This is a genomic window from Cryobacterium algoritolerans, from assembly GCF_004402785.1.
Taxonomy (GTDB): domain Bacteria; phylum Actinomycetota; class Actinomycetes; order Actinomycetales; family Microbacteriaceae; genus Cryobacterium; species Cryobacterium algoritolerans.
The window spans coordinates 23877-43371 of the sequence record NZ_SOFP01000040.1 but is presented as its reverse complement, the minus strand read 5'-3'; the positions used below and the strand labels follow the sequence as shown (position 1 = coordinate 43371).

13 protein-coding genes, 1 tRNA gene, 1 other RNA gene and 1 pseudogene are annotated in these 19495 nt (G+C 69.0%); 13 read left to right on the top strand and 3 right to left on the bottom strand.

The window, feature by feature from the left end; all coding sequences use genetic code 11:
* The first annotated feature begins 42 nt into the window (after positions 1 to 42).
* From E3O19_RS07350 to E3O19_RS07330, 5 genes and pseudogenes are all read left to right on the top strand, one after another.
* On the top strand, positions 43 to 765 hold the full coding sequence (locus tag E3O19_RS07350; RefSeq protein WP_134566606.1) for a phosphatase PAP2 family protein: 723 nt from the start codon (positions 43 to 45) through the stop codon (positions 763 to 765).
* Positions 766 to 860: 95 nt separating this feature from the next.
* Positions 861 to 2144, top strand: coding sequence for a saccharopine dehydrogenase family protein (locus tag E3O19_RS07345; protein ID WP_134566604.1), 1284 nt, complete (start codon positions 861 to 863; stop codon positions 2142 to 2144).
* Complete coding sequence (locus E3O19_RS07340) at positions 2141 to 3514, top strand: NAD(P)/FAD-dependent oxidoreductase (protein WP_134566602.1); 1374 nt, start codon at positions 2141 to 2143, stop codon at positions 3512 to 3514. Before E3O19_RS07345 ends, E3O19_RS07340 begins: the two co-directional genes overlap by 4 nt.
* 154 nt (positions 3515 to 3668) lie before the next feature.
* Positions 3669 to 4472, top strand: coding sequence for a GNAT family N-acetyltransferase (locus E3O19_RS07335; protein WP_134566600.1), 804 nt, complete (start codon positions 3669 to 3671; stop codon positions 4470 to 4472).
* 182 nt (positions 4473 to 4654) lie between these two features.
* A pseudogene (locus E3O19_RS07330) lies at positions 4655 to 6428 on the top strand (helicase HerA-like domain-containing protein).
* Positions 6429 to 6444: 16 nt separating this feature from the next.
* Here the strand turns inward: E3O19_RS07330 and E3O19_RS07325 are convergent.
* A complete protein-coding gene (locus E3O19_RS07325) occupies positions 6445 to 7002 on the bottom strand; it encodes a hypothetical protein (protein ID WP_134566598.1) in 558 nt (185 codons plus the stop codon).
* Between the two features lie 163 nt (positions 7003 to 7165).
* On the bottom strand, positions 7166 to 7738 hold the full coding sequence (locus E3O19_RS07320) for a hypothetical protein (protein WP_134566597.1): 573 nt from the start codon (positions 7736 to 7738) through the stop codon (positions 7166 to 7168).
* A gap of 285 nt (positions 7739 to 8023) precedes the next feature.
* On the opposite strand from E3O19_RS07320, the gene E3O19_RS07315 reads away from it, so the two are divergent.
* Genes E3O19_RS07315 through E3O19_RS07305 form a run of 3 tightly spaced genes read left to right on the top strand, consistent with a single transcriptional unit; the run spans position 8024 to position 10357 of the window.
* Positions 8024 to 9391 carry a TrkH family potassium uptake protein gene (locus tag E3O19_RS07315; protein ID WP_134566595.1) on the top strand — a complete coding sequence of 456 codons (1368 nt, stop codon included), beginning with the start codon at positions 8024 to 8026 and terminating at the stop codon, positions 9389 to 9391.
* Positions 9384 to 10079 carry a potassium channel family protein gene (locus tag E3O19_RS07310; protein WP_198413878.1) on the top strand — a complete coding sequence of 232 codons (696 nt, stop codon included), beginning with the start codon at positions 9384 to 9386 and terminating at the stop codon, positions 10077 to 10079. Before E3O19_RS07315 ends, E3O19_RS07310 begins: the two co-directional genes overlap by 8 nt.
* Positions 10080 to 10117: 38 nt before the next feature.
* Positions 10118 to 10357 carry a putative acetyltransferase gene (locus E3O19_RS07305; RefSeq protein WP_174776907.1) on the top strand — a complete coding sequence of 80 codons (240 nt, stop codon included), beginning with the start codon at positions 10118 to 10120 and terminating at the stop codon, positions 10355 to 10357.
* Positions 10358 to 10382: 25 nt separating this feature from the next.
* Here E3O19_RS07305 and E3O19_RS07300 read toward each other — a convergent pair.
* Positions 10383 to 10470, bottom strand: a tRNA-Ser gene (locus E3O19_RS07300).
* 142 nt (positions 10471 to 10612) lie between these two features.
* Between E3O19_RS07300 and ffs the strand changes: the two genes are divergently transcribed.
* From ffs to E3O19_RS07275, 5 genes are all read left to right on the top strand, one after another.
* Positions 10613 to 10709, top strand: an RNA gene (gene ffs, locus E3O19_RS07295) — signal recognition particle sRNA small type.
* A gap of 137 nt (positions 10710 to 10846) precedes the next feature.
* A complete protein-coding gene (locus E3O19_RS07290; protein WP_134566593.1) occupies positions 10847 to 13312 on the top strand; it encodes a phosphoketolase family protein in 2466 nt (821 codons plus the stop codon).
* A complete protein-coding gene (pta, locus tag E3O19_RS07285) occupies positions 13312 to 15522 on the top strand; it encodes a phosphate acetyltransferase (protein ID WP_134566591.1) in 2211 nt (736 codons plus the stop codon). Before E3O19_RS07290 ends, pta begins: the two co-directional genes overlap by 1 nt.
* Positions 15519 to 16733 (top strand): acetate/propionate family kinase, encoded by a 1215-nt coding sequence (locus E3O19_RS07280; RefSeq protein ID WP_134566589.1) that lies wholly within the window; start codon positions 15519 to 15521, stop codon positions 16731 to 16733. The genes pta and E3O19_RS07280 overlap by 4 nt, the downstream gene beginning before the upstream one ends.
* A 155-nt stretch (positions 16734 to 16888) precedes the next feature.
* On the top strand, positions 16889 to 19492 hold the full coding sequence (locus E3O19_RS07275) for a DNA polymerase III subunit gamma and tau (protein WP_134566587.1): 2604 nt from the start codon (positions 16889 to 16891) through the stop codon (positions 19490 to 19492).
* Positions 19493 to 19495 lie beyond the last annotated feature (3 nt).

The following is a 19495-nucleotide window of genomic DNA, read 5'->3' as shown; positions in this document are numbered from 1 at the left end:
GGGACGAGCCGTACGACCTGCGTCACGATCTAGCATTGACGGATGACCAGCGAGAGATCCCCGGAGACCGCCGCCGCCCCCGCGGCACGCCGTATCGCCCGGCGCTGGCCGCTCGTGAGCGCGCTGGCCGCGGTCGCGCTGGCGTTCGGGCTCGGAGCACTCATCGTGTACCGGGACAACGGCCGCCCGTTGCGGATCGACGCCGCGTGGATGGACGAGATCATCGAGCACCGCGCACCCGTCTGGGAGTACTTGTCGCTCGCGATGAACTTCCTCGGCGCCGGTATCGCAGGCGTGATCGTCATCCCCGTGCTCATCCTCGGCACCTTCCTCCTGCTTCGACGAAAATGGGCGGCCGGGTATTTCCTCGCCGCGACGGTCGTGAGCAGCGGCCTCGTCCAGCTGTTGAAGAACCTGTTCGGGCGGGCCAGACCGGAGGACATGCTGGTGACCAGCGACTTCGGCTCGTTTCCGTCCGGCCATGTTGCCAACGCGGCCACGATGGCCGTCTGCCTGGCCATCCTCTTCCCGCGGGTCTGGGTCTGGCCGGCCGGAGCGTTCTACACCGGGGTGATGATGGTCAGCCGCACCTACCTGGGCGCGCACTGGCTCACCGACACCATCGGTGGACTGCTCCTCGGAGTGGGGGTGGCCGTGCTGCTCTGGGCGCCGGTCGCCGCGAAACTCGACGGCGAACGGCAGCTCGCGGCGCGGCATCCGTCACCCCGTCGAATTCGACGGAGAATTGCCGGAAAAGACGCCTGAAACACCCCCAAAACAACGTTTTCGCCCACAATCTCCGTCGAATTCGACCGAAGACGGGGCAGACAGGGGCGGATGCCGCAGGGTAGCGTCGTGCCATGAGAATCCTCCTTGTCGGGGCGGGCGGCGTCGGCGACGCGTTCGCGAAGATCATCGCCCGCCGCACGTTTTTCGAGCACGTCATCGTCTGCGACTACGACCTTGCCCGGGCGGAACGCACCGTCGTCGCCGTCGCGGCCAAGCACGGGCCCGAGGTCGCGAGTCGGTTCACGGCGGCACAGATCGATGCCGGCGACCCGGATCGGGTCGCGGCCGTGGCCAGCGAACACCGCGCCACCCACGTGATGAACGCGGTCGAACCCAAGTTCGTGCCGACCATTTTCACCGGGGCGCTCGCCGCCGGTTGCGACTACCTCGACATGGCCGTGAGCCTGTCCGAGCCGCACCCGACGAATCCGTACTCCGAAACCGGTGTCAAACTCGGCGACGACCAGTTCGCGCTCGCAGCGGACTGGGAGACCGCGGGGCGGCTCGCCCTCGTCGGGATGGGCGTGGAGCCCGGGCTCTCGGATGTCTTCGCCCGCTACGCCTCCGACCACCTGTTCCGCGAGATCGACGAACTCGGCACCCGCGACGGCGCCAACCTGGTGGTGCGTGACGAGGCAGGCAACGAGATCTTCGCGCCCTCCTTCAGCATTTGGACCACGATCGAGGAGTGCCTGAACCCGCCGGTGATCTTCGAGAAGGACCGCGGCTGGTTCACTACCGAACCGTTCAGCGAACCGGAGATGTTCGATTTCCCCGAGGGCATCGGACCGGTCGAGTGCGTCAATGTCGAACACGAGGAAGTGCTGCTGATGCCGCGCTGGCTCGACGCGAAGCGGGTCACGTTCAAGTACGGCCTCGGCGAGGAATTCATCGGCGTGCTCAAGACACTGCACCTGCTCGGCCTGGACAGCGTCGAACCGGTGCGCGTGCGCAGCGCGGCCGGGCCGGCGATGGTCGCCCCGCGCGACGTCGTCGCCGCCAGCCTGCCCGACCCGGCCACGATCGGCCCGCGGATGACCGGCAAGACCTGCGCCGGGGTGTGGGTCACCGGCACCGGGCCAGGCGGCCGGCGGCGCGAGGTCTATCTGTATCACGTGAGCGACAACGAGTGGACGATGCGGGAGTACGACGCCCAATGCGTGGTCTGGCAGACCGCGTTGAACCCGGTGATCGCGCTGGAACTGCTGGCGGCCGGCACCTGGGGCGGCATCGGCGTGCTCGGCCCGGAGGCCTTCGACGCCAAACCGTTCCTCGACCTGATGAGTGCGCCGATCGAGGAGGGTGGTTACGGCGAGGCGTGGGGGATGGAAGACCGGCTGGCCGCGCGCGCGTGATCAACGGCGACGTCTCCTTCTGGTGGAACCAGATCGGTCGCAGCGCCCCGCGCCCGCCGCTGCCCGGGCCGATCACGGCCGACGTGTGCATCGTCGGTGCCGGGTACACCGGGCTGTGGACGGCCTACTACCTGAAGAAGGCCGCCCCGGCGCTGCGCGTCGTCATCCTCGAGCAGCGCTTCGCCGGCTACGGCGCCTCGGGGCGAAACGGCGGCTGGTTGACCAACTCGGTCACCGGCGGTCGTGAGCAGTATGTCGCCAGCCATGGGCGTGAGGCCGCCGGCAGGTTCCAGACGAGCATGAACGACACCGTTGACGAGGTGATTCGGGTCGCCGCCGCCGAGGGTATCGAAGCCGACATCGTCAAGGGCGGCGAGTTCACGGTGGCCTACGATCAGCCGCAGCAACAGCGGTTGGAGGCATCCGCTCGGGCCGAGCAGCTGTGGGACATGACGGATGTCGAACTCCTCTCCCCGGCGGCGGCGCGCGCCCGGATCGACGTGGCCGGCACGACCGGGGCGATGTGGCACCCGCACTGCGCCCGCATCCACCCGGCCAGGCTTGCGGCCGGGCTTGCCAGTGTGGTCGAGGCGCTCGGCGTGGAGATCTACGAGAACACCCGGGTGATCGAGATCACTCCGCGCCGGGCGGTCACCGGCCGGGGGCCGGTGGATGCGGAGTTCGTCGTGCGCGCCACGGAGGGATTCACGGCGGGGCTCAAGGGCCTGCACCGGGCCTGGCTGCCGATGAACTCGTCGCTGATCGCGACGGCCCCGCTCAGTGAGGCCGTCTGGCAGAGCATCGGCTGGAACGGCCGCGAGACCCTCGGCGACATGGCGCACGCGTACATGTACGCGCAGCGCACGGCAGACGACCGGATTGCGATCGGCGGCCGGGGAGTGCCCTACCGCTTCGGCTCGCAGACCGACTCCGACGGGCACACCCCGGCGAGCACGGTCGAGGCGCTGCGAGGCATCCTGACCCGGTTCTTCCCGGCGACGGCCGGCGTGGCGATCGACCACGCCTGGTCCGGCGTGCTCGGCGTGCCGCGGGACTGGGCGGCGACCGTGGGGCTCGACCCGGTCACGGGACTAGCCTGGGCCGGCGGCTACGTGGGCACCGGGGTGGCCACGACGAACCTGGCCGGGCGCACCCTGACCGATCTGATCCTCGAGCGTGACACCGGACTGACCGGGCTGCCCTGGGTGAACCATCGCGTGCGCAACTGGGAGCCGGAGCCGCTGCGCTGGCTCGCCGTGCACGCGCTCTACCGGGCCTACTCGTTCGCCGACCGCGCCGAGTTGACCCGGCGACAGACCACCTCCCCGATCGCGAGCATCGCCGACGTCGTCTCCGGCCGCGGCCACTAGGCGTGGCCGGGGCATCCGTCTGCCCGGTGTCCGGCCCGCCCCGTGGCCAACTCAGGATATCCGTGCCGGAATGCCCTGTTCCGGGCCGCCTGCGAACACAGTCCAGCGGATCTCCTGAGTTACCCACGCGCGGGGGATGTGGTCTACTCGTTGCATGAGCGTTGAGCCCGAAGTCGTCGCCGAGGCCTACCGGCTGGCGGATGCCGCAGCCCTGGCCGCAGGGGTGTCCGTGCGGATGGCGGAACCCGGCGACATGACCCCGGTGATCGGCCTGTTCGAGCGCACCTGGGGTGCCGGCCGCAGCCCCGACCGCTCGATGCTGCTCGCCCTCGACTACGCCGGGAACACCGTGCTCGTCGCCGGCGAGGCAGGCAAGGCGGTCGGCGCGACGCTGGGCTTCCTCGGCTGGAGCGACGGCATCCATCTGCACTCGCACATGGCGGCCGTGGTGCCGTGGCGGCGCAGCGGCGGCGTCGGCTATGCGCTCAAGTTGTTCCAGCGCGCGGTCTGCCTCGAGCACGACATCGTCGAGATGCGTTGGACCTTCGACCCCCTGATCCGCCGCAACGCGCACTTCAACCTGGTCAAGCTCGGCGCGGAGGTCGTGCGGTTCCTGCCCGACTTCTACGGCCGCCTCGACGACGTCATCACCGGCAGCGACCGGAGCGACCGCTTCGAGGTGCGCTGGCTGCTCGAGTCCGACCGGGTGCGCGAAGCCCTCGCCGCCGCACCGCGGCCGGCCTGGGACGCGCGCCTGCGACTGCCGCTGAACGTCGACTTCGAGCGGCTGCGGGCCGACGACCCGGCCGCGGCCGCCCGGCTGCGCGAGCGATCCCGGGCGCTGTTCACGGATGCCCTGGACCAGGGGCTCCGCCCCGAACTCGACGCCGCCAACGACTACGTCTTTGTGCGGCCGGCGACCGATGCGACGGCGCCCCATCCAGAGCCGCAGCCCTGACCGGCCGGTCCGGCGGAGCCCGCCCGAAATGACCTGCCCGCGCCGGTCGAACCGGCGCTAGTATTCGGGCCATGATGACCCCGAGTGAACCCGTGGAGTCGGTGTCCGAGCTGAAGGCCCAGGCCCAGGCGGAGGCCGCGATCGCCGCCGCTTGAGCGGCCCAGGCCGAGGCCGAAGCGGCCATCGCGCGGGCGGAAGCCGCCCAGGGCGCGGCCCAGGCTGCCACTCAAGCTGCCGCACCGGCAGCAGCCCCGAGCCGGCTGCTCCGGCACCCGCACCGGCAGCAGCCCCTGAGCCGCCTGCCGCGCCGACCACCGGCCCGCTCACCGCCGCTGCGGTCGACACCATCCGCGCCGGCTACGCCTTCGCCGGCCCCGCGCTCGAAATGGGGGCACTGGTCAACGGCGACCCCCAGCCAGACGTGCCCGTGCGCATCGCGCCGGCGATGACCAACCGGCACGGCCTCGTCGCCGGCGCAACCGGAAAAGGCAATGCCAAGACCCTGCAGGTGCTTGCCGAGCAGCTCTCCACGCACGGGAGTGTCCGTTTTCGCGGCCGACATCAAGGGCGATCTGTCCGGCGTCGCCACCGTGGGCACCCCGAACGAGAAACTGCTCGCCCGCACCGCGGGCATTGGTCAGGCCTGGTCCGGTGTGGCGTCACCCACCGAATACTTCTCGCTCGGCGGGGTCGGCCGTGGTATCCCGGTGCGCGCCACGGTCACCGGCTTCGGCCCGCTGCTGCTGGGTAAGGTGCTCGGCCTCAACGACACCCAGGAGTCCAGCCTCGGCCTGGTCTTCCACCACGCCGACCAGGCCGTCCTGCCTCTGCTCGACCGGACCGACGCGCGGGCCGTGCTCAGCTTCCCGATCAGCGATGCCGGCAAGGGCGAGCCCACCGGCCTCGGCGGGTTGTCCCCGGCCACCGTGGGCGTCATCCTGCGCGAACTGATCGTTTTCGCCGACCAGGGCGCCGACGTCTTCTTCGGCGAACCGGAGATCGACACCGCTGAGTTCCTCCGCACCACGCCTGACGGCCGGGGCATGATCAGCCTGCTCGAAGTACCCGGCGTCGCCGACAAGCCCGCCCTGTTCTCGACCTTCCTGATCTGGCTGCTGGCCGACCCGTTTAACGACCTGCCGGAGGTCGGCGACCAGGACAAGCCCAGTCACGTCTTCTTCTTCGACGAAGCGCACCTCCTGTGCAAGGACGCGTCGAAGGATTTCCTGGCCTCGATTACCCAGACCGTGCGGCTGATCCGCTCCAAGGGTATGGGCATCTTCTTCGTCACCCAGACCCCGAAGGACGTGCCCAGCGACGTGCTCGCGCAACTCGGTTCCCGGGTGCAGCACCAGCTGCGTGCGTTCACCCCCGATGACGCCAAGGCCCTCCGGGTAACCGTCTCCACGTACCCGAACTCGGGTTACGACCTCGAGGAGGTGCTCACCGGGCTCGGCATCGGTGAGGCCATTGTCACGGTGATGAACGAGAAGGGCGCCCCGAGCCCCGAGCCCCGTCGCCTGGACCCGCCTCCGCGCACCGCAGGGCTCGATGTCGCCCACCCCGCCAGAGCAGATCGACGCCACCGTCGCCGCCTCCCCGCTGCTCGCCGTCTACGGCGCCGCGATCGACCGCGACTCGGCGCGTGAGATGCTTGGCGACCAAGCTGGAGGCCGCCAACCGGTCGCGCTCGCCCAGCAGGTCGCCCTCGACCAGGCGAAGGCCGCAGCCGACCTGGAGAAGCAGAAGGATGCCGTCGCCGCGCAGCAGGCGAAGGGGGAGAAGAAGGCCCAGGCCGAGTACGACCGCCTGATGAAGCAGACGCAGGGCGGGGCCCGCAACCGCACCAGTTCACGCCCGCAGAAAAGCGTGCTCGAGCAGGTGCTCAGGTCATCCGTCACGAGGTCGATCCTCACCGGAGTCGTCAGCGGCATCTTCGGCACTCGCCGCCGCTGACCGGCGCCGGGCGCCCTCAGCCGGCGTGGTTGGTGATGCGGCGTTCGAACCAGTACAGCAGCTCGGGGCGCACGCGGTTCAGATCTTGCAGGGTCATCGGCTCTGGCACGCGCACGACAGGCGCGTCGAGCAGGTCGACCACGGTTTCCATCGCTCCGCGAGAGTAGAACTGGCCCCGCATCCGGATCAGCAGGCGGCCGTCGGTGCCGGTGACGAAGAGCTGCGGATGCGTGTCGAGCGCGCCGCTCTGGTACAGGTCGAGCAGAACTATGCTGCCGATCTCATCCTTGGAGAAATCGGAGTTGCGGCCGAGGAATCCGCGCTCGGAGATGCCTTCCGCGTCCACCCAGATGACGGTGCGGTAGAAGGCGACGGCCGCGACCAGGCTGAACGTGACGACGACGAGTTCGCCCAGGGCCACCGGCTGCCACGAGTTCGTGGGAATGGTCAGCCAGAACAGCACGGCCGACAACGGCGCGATCAGGGCGAGAGCGGAGAGGCCGGACTGCAGCAGAATCCTGCCGTGGGGTCGCAAAGCGTGCGCCCGAGTGCGCAACCCTCCGCGGAATTTCACCCGTGGTTCCCCCTTACCGGTGTAGTCAGATTATCCCGGAATTCACCGTCGTGTGCCAGCCACCGTTCCGGGGGTTCGGTCGGGCAATCGTCTGGTGCCTTCGGTGCACGAAAAGAGGCACGGCCCTCTGAGGAGCCGTGCCTCGTCGTTCTGGTTGGGCTGGTTAGCGGCCGAGGACGGCGCCCAGGCCGAGCCCGCCGAGTGACCCGTCGACCACGTCGTTCACAGACGATCCGATGTCGCCGACGTTGCCGCCGGTGACGTCGTTGCCGGAACCGACCGGCGCAGTGACCGGCGCAGTGACCGGCGCAGTGACCGGGGCCGTGACCGGAGCGGTGACCGAGGTGTCGTTTCCGGAGGCAACCGGGACGTCGTTGCCGTTTCCGATCGAGGTGCCGTTGCCGACCTGGTTACCCGAGGCGACGTCGCCGACGTCGCTGGTCAGCGAGCGGTCGACGACCGGACCGTTGACCAGCGGGGCGTTGAGCACGCCGCCGCCGAGGAGGGAGGTGTCGTTGCCGGCGACGCCGTTTCCGGTGGCCTGCTGGCCTGTCAGGGCGTCGCTCAGCAGGCCGAAGTCGACGGTCTGGTCGGACGACGAGCTGTCGGGGCCGGTGAGCTGGGGGCTGGCCTGCTCGGCGGCCTGGGCAGGGGCGGCCAGTCCGCCGACGATGATGGCGGATGCTGCGATGCCGGCGATGCCGAATGCACTGAGACGCTTCGTGATGGTGTTCATGATGTGGGCTCTCTTCCGTTGTTCATTTCCGGCCTCGGATTTCCCCGGGCCGCAATGGTGGTCCGGGGCCGTGTCCGAACCGGATTGGTCGACATCCCGCGCACGGGCTCCCGATTGGGCCCCTGGGCCGCAGATCGGACCGTTCGCCCAGCGCCGATCCCAGTCGGGAAGCGGAACTCTGCCACGCGGTCGCCCGATCCTGCGAGAAGGCTGGCAACCCGTATCCGCGCAGATCCGATCGCGATCGGCGACCCGCCTGAGCGGCATCGACCGTAGAGTGAGTAGGTGACTTCCCGCACGACGCCACGCCCCGCCGCGCGCACCCCGCGGTTCAGGCCGCACCCGGCCCAGGTCGTGGCCGCCGCGTTCGCCACGACGATCCTGATCGGCACGGGCCTGCTGATGCTCCCGATCGCCACCCCGGGGGTCGGCGGGGCGTCGTTCCTCGACGCGATCTTCACCGCGACCAGCGCGGTCTGCGTGACCGGGCTGATCGTCGTCGATACGGCCACCCGATGGTCCGCCTTCGGGCAGGTTGTCATCCTGTTGCTGATCCAGATCGGCGGCCTGGGGATCATGACCTTCGCGTCGGTGATCGGGCTCGCGGTGATGCGCAAGCTCTCGCTGCGCTCCCGGATCACGGCGGCCGCCGAGGCGAAGAGCGTTGGCCTCGACGACGTCAAGGGGCTCGTCTTCGGCGTCGTGCGGATGACGCTGGTGATCGAGGCGAGCGTCGCGCTGCTGCTTGGCCTCCGCTTCCTCATCGGCTACGGCGAGCCACTCGGCCGCGCCGTCTGGCTCGGCGCCTTCCACGCCGTCTCCTCGTTCAACAACGCGGGGTTCGCGCTGTTTTCCGACAACCTCATCTCCTACGCCACGGATCCGTTCATCTGCCTGCCGATCGCTGCCGCCGTGATCCTCGGTGGCCTGGGCTTCCCCGTGATCGTGCAGCTGCGCCGGCACCTGAGGATGCCCCGCAAGTGGAACATGAACACCCGCCTCGTGCTGGCCGGCACCCTGATCCTGCTGGTTGGGGGCACGGTCTACATCACGGCCGTCGAGTGGTCCAACCCGGCGACCCTCGGGCCGCTCGACTGGCCGAACAAGCTCCTGGTCGGCTTCTTTCAGTCCGTGCAGGCGCGCACAGCCGGTTTCAACAGCGTCGACACCGGGGCGATGGACTCGGCCAGCCTGCTCGGCACCGACATCCTGATGCTGATCGGCGGCGGTCCAGCCGGAACCGCCGGTGGCATCAAGATCACCACCTTCGGCGTGCTCTTCTTCATCCTCCTCGCCGAGGTGCGCGGCGACACCGCCGTCAACGTGTTCGGCAAACGACTCTCCCGCGCCGTGCACCGCCAGGCGATCACGATCGTGCTGCTCGCGGTCGCGGTCGTCACCGCGTCGACGGCTGCGCTGATGGTGATGACGGACATCAGCATGGACAAGCTCCTGTTCGAGGTGATCTCGGCCTTCGGCACCGTCGGCCTGTCCACGGGGATCACCGCCGGGTTACCCGAGGCAGGAAAGGTCATCCTGATGCTGCTCATGTTCATCGGCCGGCTGGGACCGATCACCTTCGCGTCGGCGCTCGCCCTCCGCGACCGCCCGACCGCCTACGAGCTACCGAAAGAGAGGCCGATCATTGGCTAAGTTCACCCTGTTCGGGTCTCACGACCCTGCCCGCATCGCCGAAGCCGAGTCCGTCGTCGTGATCGGCCTCGGCCGGTTCGGCAGCTCCCTCGCCCTCGAACTGATGGAGAGCGGCACCGAGGTGCTCGGCATAGACGGCGACGAGGACATCGTGCAGGCGCACAATGGGCTGCTCACCCACGTCGTGCGCGCCGACTCGACCAAGGAGGAAACGCTCAGGCAGCTGTCGGTGAGCGAGTTCAGCAGTGCCGTCGTGGCGATCGGCGGTGACATCCAGGCGAACATCCTCACGGCGTCCCTGCTGCTCAAGCTCGGCATCCCCAACATCTGGGCGAAGGCCGTGAGCGACCCGCACGGCGAGATCCTGCAGCAGCTGGGGGTCAGCCACGTCGTCTACCCCGAGAAGGACATGGGCAAGCGGGTCGCCCACCTGGTGCGCGGGGTGATGCAGGACTACATCGAGATCGGCGAGAACTTCGCGCTCGTGAAGACCACGCCGCCGCGGGAGATAATCGGCGTGCCGCTCGGCAAGACGCGCATCCGGCCCAACCACGGGGTCACCGTCACCGCGTTCAATCGGGACGGCGTGTGGAGTTACACGACCCTGGAGACCGTGATCGCGGCGACCGACATCATCCTGATCGCGGGGGAGTCCAAACGGGTCGAGGCGTTCAGCCGGCTGATCTGACCGGCTCCGGGCGCCCCGCTGCGGGTAGGCTCGGCCCAATGAGTGCAGCAGCAGCCCGGTTCGTAATGGACGCCGAACCGGGAACCCGGGTCGTCGTGCGCAAACGCATCGAGGGTGGGGTGACAGATGCCGTCGGCTACCTGCGCTCCTGCGACGACACCGAGTGCGTGGTCGAGACCAAGCGCGGGCTCGTCTCGATCGCACTCGCGGACATCGTCGCCGCGAAAGAGGTGCCGCCGCCGCCCGCGCCGCGGACGCGCCGCCGCGTGGACGAGTGAGCCCGGGCGGTGAGACGTTGCTATTTGGCGGAGAATGGGGGATTCGAACCCCCGAGGGCTCTCACCCAACACGCTTTCCAAGCGTGCGCCATAGGCCACTAGGCGAATTCTCCTGGCCGACCGTATCCGTGAGGAACGACCAAGAAAGAATCTTACCTGTTTCCGTCGGCTGCTGTCACACCCGGCCGCGATCGGCCACGATTGACTCCCCGCCGGCGGGTTTTGGGAGCGCGGCTCTTTCCGCCTAAACTGGCAATCGGCTCCTCGCGTGGCGCCATCTCGGCCAACTCCCCCAGGACGGAAACGTAGCAAGGGTAACCGGGCTCTGGTGGGTGCGCGAGGAGTCTTTTTTTGTGGATTCTTCCGCTCTGCCGGGATCGGTCTCCCGCGGGGAGGCCACCGAAATGCCGTTAGCCAAGATAACGATTCCGCAATTTCTCCTAGGATGGTAGGGCGCAGATAACGCCCCGATAGTGCCTGGAGGCACCCATGGTTGAATCGTCCGGTAAATCCTTCCTCTGGCCTCAACGCCAGACGCACCCGCTGAGCGCAAACACCCTCGCCAGCGTCGACGCCTGGTGGCGGGCCGCAAATTACCTGTCGGTCGGGCAGATTTACCTACTGGACAACCCGTTATTGCGTGAACCCCTTAATCGTGACCACATTAAACCGCGCCTGCTGGGCCACTGGGGAACGACCCCAGGGCTCAACTTCCTCTACGCCCACCTGAACCGGGCCATCCAGGAACGCGCCATCAGCACCCTTTATGTCACCGGGCCCGGCCACGGCGGCCCCGGCATGGTCGCCAACGCCTACCTCGACGGCACCTACAGCGAGATCTACTCCGGCATCGAGCAGTCCGAACGCGGCGTGAAAGCCCTGTTCCGCCAGTTCTCCTTCCCGGGCGGCATCCCCAGCCACGCCTCACCGGAGACCCCCGGCTCGATCCACGAGGGCGGAGAACTCGGCTACGCGCTCAGCCACGCCTACGGTGCGGCCTTCGACAATCCAGACCTGCTCGTCGCCGCCGTCGTCGGCGACGGCGAGGCCGAGACCGGCCCGCTCGCCACCAGCTGGCACTCGAACAAGTTCATCGACCCGCTCGTCGACGGCGTCGTGCTGCCGATCCTGCACCTCAACGGCTACAAGATCGCCAACCCCACCGTGCTCGCCCGCATCCCCGAGGAGGAGCTCCTGGACCTGATGCGCGGCTACGGCCACAAGCCCTACATCGTCTCCGGCGGGTTCAACGGGGAAGACCCGCTCCTGGTGCACCAGCGGATGGCCGAGACCCTCGACGAGGTGCTCAACGAGATCGCAGACATCAAGGCCCGCGCCCTCGCCGGCGACACCGAGCGCCCCCGCTGGCCGATGATCATCCTGCGCACCCCCAAGGGCTGGACCTGCCCGACCACGATCGACGGCGTGCAGGTCGTCGACTCCTGGCGTTCGCACCAGGTGCCGCTCAGCAACGCCCGCGACACGCTGGAGCACACCAGGCTGCTCGAGGGCTGGCTCGCCTCCTACCACCCCGAAGAACTGTTCGATGAGGCCGGCGCCCCGGTCGCGAAGATCACCGCCCTCGCCCCGGTCGGCGACCTGCGGATGAGCGCCAACCCGGTCTCCAACGGCGGCCTGCTCCGCAAGGACCTGCGGCTGCCGAACTTCCGCGACTACGCCGTCGACGTGCCCTCGCCCGGCGCGACCACCGACGAGGCCACCAAGGTGCTCGGCACCTGGCTGGCCGATGTCATCCGTGACAACCCCGACAACTTCCGCATCTTCGGGCCGGACGAGACGGCATCCAACCGGCTCGCCCCCGCCGTGTTCGCGGCCACGGACAAGACCTGGAACGGCGAGTACCACCCCGGCGACACCAACCTCGACCGGGCCGGACGGATCATGGAGATGCTCAGCGAGCACCAGTGCCAGGGCTGGCTCGAGGGCTACCTGCTCACCGGCCGCCACGGCCTGTTCAACTGCTACGAGGCGTTCATCCACATCGTCGACTCGATGTTCAACCAGCACGCCAAATGGCTCAAGGTCACCCGCGAGATCCCGTGGCGCCGCTCGATCTCCAGCCTGAACTACCTGCTCTCCTCGCACGTCTGGCGCCAGGACCACAACGGCTTCTCCCACCAGGACCCGGGCTTCATCGACCACGTCGTCAACAAGAGCGCGGATGTCGTACGCGTCTACCTGCCGTTCGACGCCAACACACTGCTCTCCGTCTACGACCACTGCCTGCGCAGCGTCGACTACGTGAACGTCGTCGTCGCCGGCAAGCAGCCCGCGCCGAACTGGCTCACCATGGATCAGGCCGTCGCGCACTGCGAGCGGGGCCTGGGCATCTTCGACTGGGCAGGCACCGAGGTCACGGGCACCGAGCCGGATGTCGTGCTCGCCGCCGCCGGTGAGGTGCCGACCCTGGAGATCCTGGCCGCGGCCGCGATCCTGCGGAAGGCCATGCCCGAGCTCAAGGTGCGTGTGGTCAACGTCGTCGACCTGATGCGCCTGCAGTCCGAGGCCGACCACCCGCACGGGCTCAGCGACGCCGAGTTCGACGCCTTCTTCACCGCCGACAAACCGATCGTGTTCGCGTACCACGGCTACCCGTGGCTGATCCACCGGCTGAGCTACAAGCGCCACGGCCACGCCAACCTGCACGCCCGCGGCTACAAGGAAGAGGGCACCACCACGACCCCGTTCGATATGGTCATGCTCAACGACCTCGACCGGTACCACCTGGTGATGGACGTCATCGACCGGGTTCCGGGCCTCGGCGCCCGCGCCGGGCTGCTCCGCCAGGAGATGCAGGACGCGCGCCTTCGAGCCCGCGCCTACACCCGAGACCACGGGGAAGACATCCCCGAGGTCACCGAATGGGTGTGGGACGCCCACGGCGCCGGAGCCGGCGTCACCACTGCGATCGAAACGGGCGGGGACAACGAATAATGGCCGACAGCATCTACATCACCTCGGCAGAGGGCAACACCGGCAAGTCGACGATTGCGCTGGGCGTGCTCGACACCCTGCTCCGCTCGGTCGAGCGGGTCGGTGTTTTCCGACCCGTCGCCCGGTCGGTGCACCACCCCGACTACGTGCTCGAGCTGCTGCTCGCGCACCTGGCCACCGGGTCGGCGAAGAGCACACCACCGCTCAGCTATGACGAGTGCGTCGGTGTCAGCTACGACGACGTGCACCTCGACCCCGACGCGGCCCTCGGCCGGATCGTGGCCCGTTACAAGGCCGTCGAAGCGAAGTGCGACGCGGTCGTGGTCGTCGGCAGCGACTACACGGATGTCGGCAGCCCCACCGAGCTGGCGTTCAACCTCCGCGTCGCCGCGAACCTCGGCGTGCCGGTACTGCTCGTGCTCGGCGGCCGGGTCGGCCCCGGCCAGGGCGAGGTACTCAACCAGAGCGACCGGCTCGGCCAGAGCGACCCGCGTGGGCCTGAGGACATCCGTCAGCTGACCGACGTCTCCCTGGCCGAACTGCGCGACGAGCATGTCTCGCTGCTCGGGGTGATCATCAACCGGGCCGACCCCGAGCGTCTCGACGAGCTGATCGGCTCCGTGCGCGGTGTGATCGACGCGCCGGGCAGCCAGCTGGCCTCCGTGCCGGTCTGGGCGATCCCCGAGGACCCGTACATCGTGGCCCCGAGCATGAAGAGCATCCTCAATTCCACCAAAGGCACCCTCGTCAACGGCGACCCCGCGCTCCTGTCGCGGGAGGCGCTCGGCGTGGTCGTCGCGGCCATGTCGATGGTCAACGTGCTGCCCCGCCTGTTCGACGGCGCCGTCGTCGTCATCCCGAGCGACCGGCCGCAGGTGCTGCTCGCCGTGCTGATGGCGAACTCCTCCGCAACATTCCCGTCGATCGCGGGCATCGTGCTCGTGGGCGGATTCGCGCTCCCCGACGAGATCGAGCGCCTCGTTGACGGCCTCGCGCCTTCGGTGCCGATCATCCGCACCGAGCTCGGATCCTACGAGGCGGCGCTGCGGATCACGCACACCCCGGGCAGGATGGCCGCGGACTCGCAGCGTAAGCACGACACCGCACTGGCCCTCTTCGAAGGCCACGTGGACGCATCCGTTCTGCTCGACCGGCTGCGGGTGAGCCGTGCGGACGTGGTGACGCCGCTCATGTTCGAGTACACGCTGCTCGAGCGGGCCAGGAAGAACCGCAAGCGCATCGTCATGCCGGAGGGAGACGACGACCGCATCCTGCGGGCCGCCGCCACCCTGCTGGCCCGCGACGTGGCCGACATCACCATCCTCGGTGAGGAGTTCGAGGTACGGTCCCGGGCGATCGGACTGGGCCTGGACATCGCCAAGGCGCAGGTGGTCAGCCCGTTCGACGACGTGCTGCGCACCCGGTTCGCGGAGGAGTACGCGAAGCTGCGGGCACACAAGGGCGTCACCATCGACCAGGCGATGGACGTCGTCACCGACGTGTCCTACTTCGGCACGATGATGGTGCAGCTCGGCCTCGCCGACGGCATGGTCTCCGGTGCCACCCACACCACGGCGCACACCATCCGGCCGAGCTTCGAGATCATCAAGACCCGACCGGACACCTCGGTCGTCTCGAGCGTGTTCCTGATGGCACTCGCCGACAAGGTGCTCGTCTACGGCGACTGCGCGGTCAACCCTGACCCGTCCGCGGAACAGCTGGCCGACATCGCGATCTCGGCCTCCGAGACCGCGGTGGAGTTCGGAATCGAACCGCGCATCGCTATGCTCTCCTACTCCACCGGCGAGTCGGGCAAGGGCGCGGATGTCGACAAGGTGCGGGCAGCGACCGCGCTCGTGCGCGAGCGCCGCCCCGACCTGCTGATCGAAGGTCCGATCCAGTACGACGCGGCAGCGGATGCCGACGTCGCCGCAGCGAAGATGCCAGCTTCCGCCGTGGCCGGTCGCGCGACGGTGTTCATCTTCCCCGATCTGAACACCGGCAACAACACGTACAAGGCCGTGCAGCGCAGTGCGGGCGCCCTGGCAATAGGCCCTGTCCTGCAGGGCCTTCGCAAACCCATCAATGATCTTTCCCGAGGAGCACTTGTGCAGGACATCGTCAACACCGTAGCCATCACGGCGATCCAGGCGGCGACACTCTCCGCCGTGGCCGCAACCGCAGCCCAGACCGCGGCGGTGTCCGCGTGAGCGCCGTCCTGGTCGTCAACTCCGGCTCGTCGTCGTTCAAATACCAGCTGATCGACATGGACACCGAGACCGAGCTGGCCAGCGGCCTGGTCGAACGCATCGGCGAGCCGGTCGGGCACTCCCGGCACAACGCCGGCCCGACCAAGGCGGACCGCTCAGAACGCGACCTGCCGATCGTCGACCACACCGCCGGCTTCGCCGTGATGATCGAGGCGTTCAGCCAGCATGGGCCGCAACTGTCCGACGCGAGCCTGATCGCTGTGGGCCACCGCGTGGTGCAGGGCGGAAACCGCTTCTTCGAGCCGACCGAGATCACCCACCTGGTGGAACTGAACATCGAAGACCTCTCCGAGATAGCGCCGCTGCACAACCCGGGCGCCGTGCAGGGCATCCGTGCCGCTCGCGCGAGCTTCCCGAACGTGCCCCACGTTGCCGTCTTCGACACCGCGTTCCACCAGACGCTGCCGCCGGCCGCCTACACCTACGCCATCGACAAGGACCTGGCGACGCGGTACCGCGTGCGCAAGTACGGTTTCCACGGCACCTCGCACAAGTTCGTCTCCGAGGCCGTAGCCACCTTCCTGGACCGGCCGCTGGCCGACCTGAAGACGATTGTGCTGCACCTGGGCAACGGCGCATCGGCGTGTGCCGTCGACGGCGGCCGTTCGATCGACACGTCGATGGGCATGACCCCGCTTCAGGGACTCGTCATGGGCACCCGCTCGGGCGACATCGACCCGGCCGTCATCTTCCACCTGCGCCGCCGGGCCGGCATGAACACGGCCGAACTCGACGACCTGCTCAACCGCCGCGGCGGCATGCTCGCGCTCGCCGGCAACGGCGACATGCGCGACGTGGAAGACGCCTCGATCGCGGGCGACCCGGTCGCCCAGGCCGCCCTCGACGTCTACTTCCACCGGCTCAAGGGCTACGTGGGCTCGTACTACGCGCAGCTCGGCGGCGCCGACGTCATCGTCTTCACCGCGGGGGTCGGCGAGAACTCGCCGATCGTGCGCGCCGGTTCGCTGGCCGGCCTGGAGGGCATGGGGATCGAGATCGACCCCGTGCGGAACGAGGCCAAGTCGCGCAAGTCCCGCGTGATCTCCACGGATGCCTCGAAGGTCACCGTGCTCGTCATCCCGACGAACGAGGAGCTGGAGATCGCGCGTCAGACCCTCGCGACGATCAACCGCACCCACCCCTCGAATTAGAGCTTCATCACGCGTACGGCCGTCCCGGTTTCCGGGGCGGCCGTACGCGCGTTGCACGCAGGCCCGCGCCGCCAATGGGCCGGTGACGACGGATGCTTCGCGGCACCGTCCACACCCCGGGGCGCACTGTCAGTGGCGCCGACTACGATTGACCCGTGGTTACCGCCCTGTATCGCCGCTACCGGCCAGAGACCTTTGCCGAGATGATCGGCCAGTCCCAGGTGACCGAACCCCTGATGACCGCGCTGCGCACGAATCGGGTGAATCATGCCTACCTGTTCAGCGGCCCGCGAGGCTGCGGCAAGACCACGTCCGCGCGCATCCTCGCTCGCTGCCTGAACTGCGCCGAAGGCCCCACAGACACCCCGTGCGGCGTCTGCCCGAGCTGCGTCGAGCTGTCCCGGGACGGCGGTGGCTCGCTCGACGTGGTCGAGATCGACGCGGCCAGCCACAACGGCGTCGACGACGCCCGCGACATCCGGGAACGCGCCATCTTCGCGCCGGCCCGCGACCGCTACAAGATCTTCATCCTCGACGAGGCACATATGGTCACGCCGCAGGGCTTCAACGCGCTGCTCAAGATTGTCGAGGAGCCGCCCGAACACGTCAAGTTCATCTTCGCGACCACCGAACCCGAAAAGGTGATCGGCACCATCCGTTCGCGAACGCACCACTACCCGTTCCGGCTGGTGCCGCCCGGGCCGATGCTCGAGTACGTGCAGACGCTCTGCGAGAGCGAGACCATGACGGTCGCGCCGGGGGTGCTGCCGCTCGTCGTGCGCGCCGGCGGCGGTTCCCCCCGCGACACCCTGTCCCTGCTCGACCAGCTGATGGCCGGTTCAGACGGGCACTCCGTGGAATACGAGCGTGCGGTCGCGCTGCTGGGCTACACTAACGCCTCCCTGCTCGACGAGTCCATCGACGCGATCGCCGCGCGCGACCCGTCCGCCGCGTTCGACGCGGTCGACCGGGTCATCCAGACCGGGCAGGATCCGCGGCGCTTCGTCGAGGACCTGCTCGAGCGCATGCGTGACCTGATCATCGTCGCCGCGACCTCGGCGGCGGGTGCGGCGGCCGTGCTCCGCGGCGTGCCGCAGGACGAGCTCGACCGAATGGCCGCGCAGGCCGCCAAGTTCGGCCCGGCGGAACTGTCGCGCACCGCCGACATCCTCAACGCCGCCCTGACCGAGATGACCGGTGCCACCTCGCCCCGCCTCCACCTCGAACTCATGATCGCCCGGGTACTCATCCCCGCGAGCGACGACTCCACCCGCGGCGCGCTCGCCCGTGTGGAACGGCTCGAGCGCCGGATCGGCGTCGACGGGCCTGGCGCCGGTTCCGGCATAGGCTCAACGAACCGGGCGACGGATGTTTCGCCCCCGCCAGCGCCCACGGTTCCGCCGGCGCGAGGTGCCCCGCCCGTCGCCGAGGTGGCGGCAGCCGTCACCGTGCGCCCGGTCGGACCGGTCACCTTCCAGCAGGTGAAGGATGCCTGGCCCGAGGTGCTCGAAGCCGTTCAGGCCGCGAAGACCAGCGCTTGGCTGGTGCTGTACACCGCCCGAGCCCTTGAACTACGCGATGGCGACCTGCTCGTGTTGTCGTTCCCGAGCCAGAAAGACGTCGAGGGGCTCAAGCAGCCCGCCGCGCCGGGTCAGGGGGTCGGCGACTTCCTCAAGCGGGCGATCAACGATGTGCTCGGCTTCACGCCCCGCCTCACCGCGCGGGTCGACCGCCCGGGCGGCAACGACGACACTGACGGCAACGGCAACGGCAACGGCAACGGCAACGGCAACGGCGGCACCGGCGCGCCGACCGCCCCGCGGACCTCCTCGGGCCCGTCAGCGTCCGCCCGCACCGAGGACCGGAGCGTTATGGAGCGTTCCGGTGCCGAGGCCAACCGTGGGGGAGCCGGACGTGCCGCTCGCGGCACGACAGTTCCGGCGGCCGAGCCGGCGCCGCCCTCCGACGACGACGCGCCGCCGGAACCCGAAGACGCGCCGTCGGAAGCCGAAGCCGAAGCCGAAGTCGAAGCCGAGCCCGAGTCTGGGCGCGGTGACGACTCTTCCGCCGGCCTGGAAACCGATCCTGATCCTGATTCCGATTCCGATTCCGGTGCTGACGCGGAAGTTCTCCCGGCCTCGCGGCATCCGACGCGGCCCGCAGCACCGACCGGAGCTGCGGTCACCGCGTGGGCCACCGCGGTGATCCCGGGTTCGGCGTCGGCCACCCCTGCGGCCGAGCAACACGGCGGGGACACCCGGTCTGCCAGCGCACGGTCTGCCAGCGCACGGTCTGCCACGGCACAGTTTGCCACGGCACCGTCTGCCACGGAGCCGTCTGCCTCCGCACCCTCTGACTCAGCGCCATCCCCGGTTCCGCCCGCCGCCCCGGTTCCGCCAGCCGAAGCGACTTCGTCCGCCGATCCGGCGGGAACGAACGGCGGCTCGTCAGCACCCCCGGCCGACGTCGACGAACCGCCGCCTTACGACGATGGCGACGTACCGCCCGACGATGAGTACCCGCCCGACCGATTCGACCGGTCAGCGCCGGCGCGTCCACCGGCGTCCGTCCCGGATTCCCGGTCGCCCGCCGCTCCGGTCGCGACGGCTCCTTCCGGGCCGGCCGGCACCGCGGCCCGCCGCGGCCCGGCCTTCGCCGAGAAACAGCGCTACGGGGAATCCGTCGTGCGCGAGATCCTCGGCGCGACCTTCCTCGAAGAACACGAACACATCCCGGCATCCCGAAGCAGAGGCGACTAGTCC

What these genes read in the sequence shown, in the direction of transcription:
- E3O19_RS07305 (WP_174776907.1), top strand. Translation starts at nt 10,118, where the DNA reads ATGAGTGCAGCAGCAGCCCGGTTCGTAATGGACGCCGAACCGGGAACC.
- E3O19_RS07320 (WP_134566597.1), bottom strand. Translation starts at nt 7,738, where the DNA reads ATGAACACCATCACGAAGCGTCTCAGTGCATTCGGCATCGCCGGCATC.
- E3O19_RS07335 (WP_134566600.1), top strand. Translation starts at nt 3,669, where the DNA reads ATGAGCGTTGAGCCCGAAGTCGTCGCCGAGGCCTACCGGCTGGCGGAT.
- pta (WP_134566591.1), top strand. Translation starts at nt 13,312, where the DNA reads ATGGCCGACAGCATCTACATCACCTCGGCAGAGGGCAACACCGGCAAG.
- E3O19_RS07350 (WP_134566606.1), top strand. Translation starts at nt 43, where the DNA reads ATGACCAGCGAGAGATCCCCGGAGACCGCCGCCGCCCCCGCGGCACGC.
- E3O19_RS07290 (WP_134566593.1), top strand. Translation starts at nt 10,847, where the DNA reads ATGGTTGAATCGTCCGGTAAATCCTTCCTCTGGCCTCAACGCCAGACG.
- E3O19_RS07345 (WP_134566604.1), top strand. Translation starts at nt 861, where the DNA reads ATGAGAATCCTCCTTGTCGGGGCGGGCGGCGTCGGCGACGCGTTCGCG.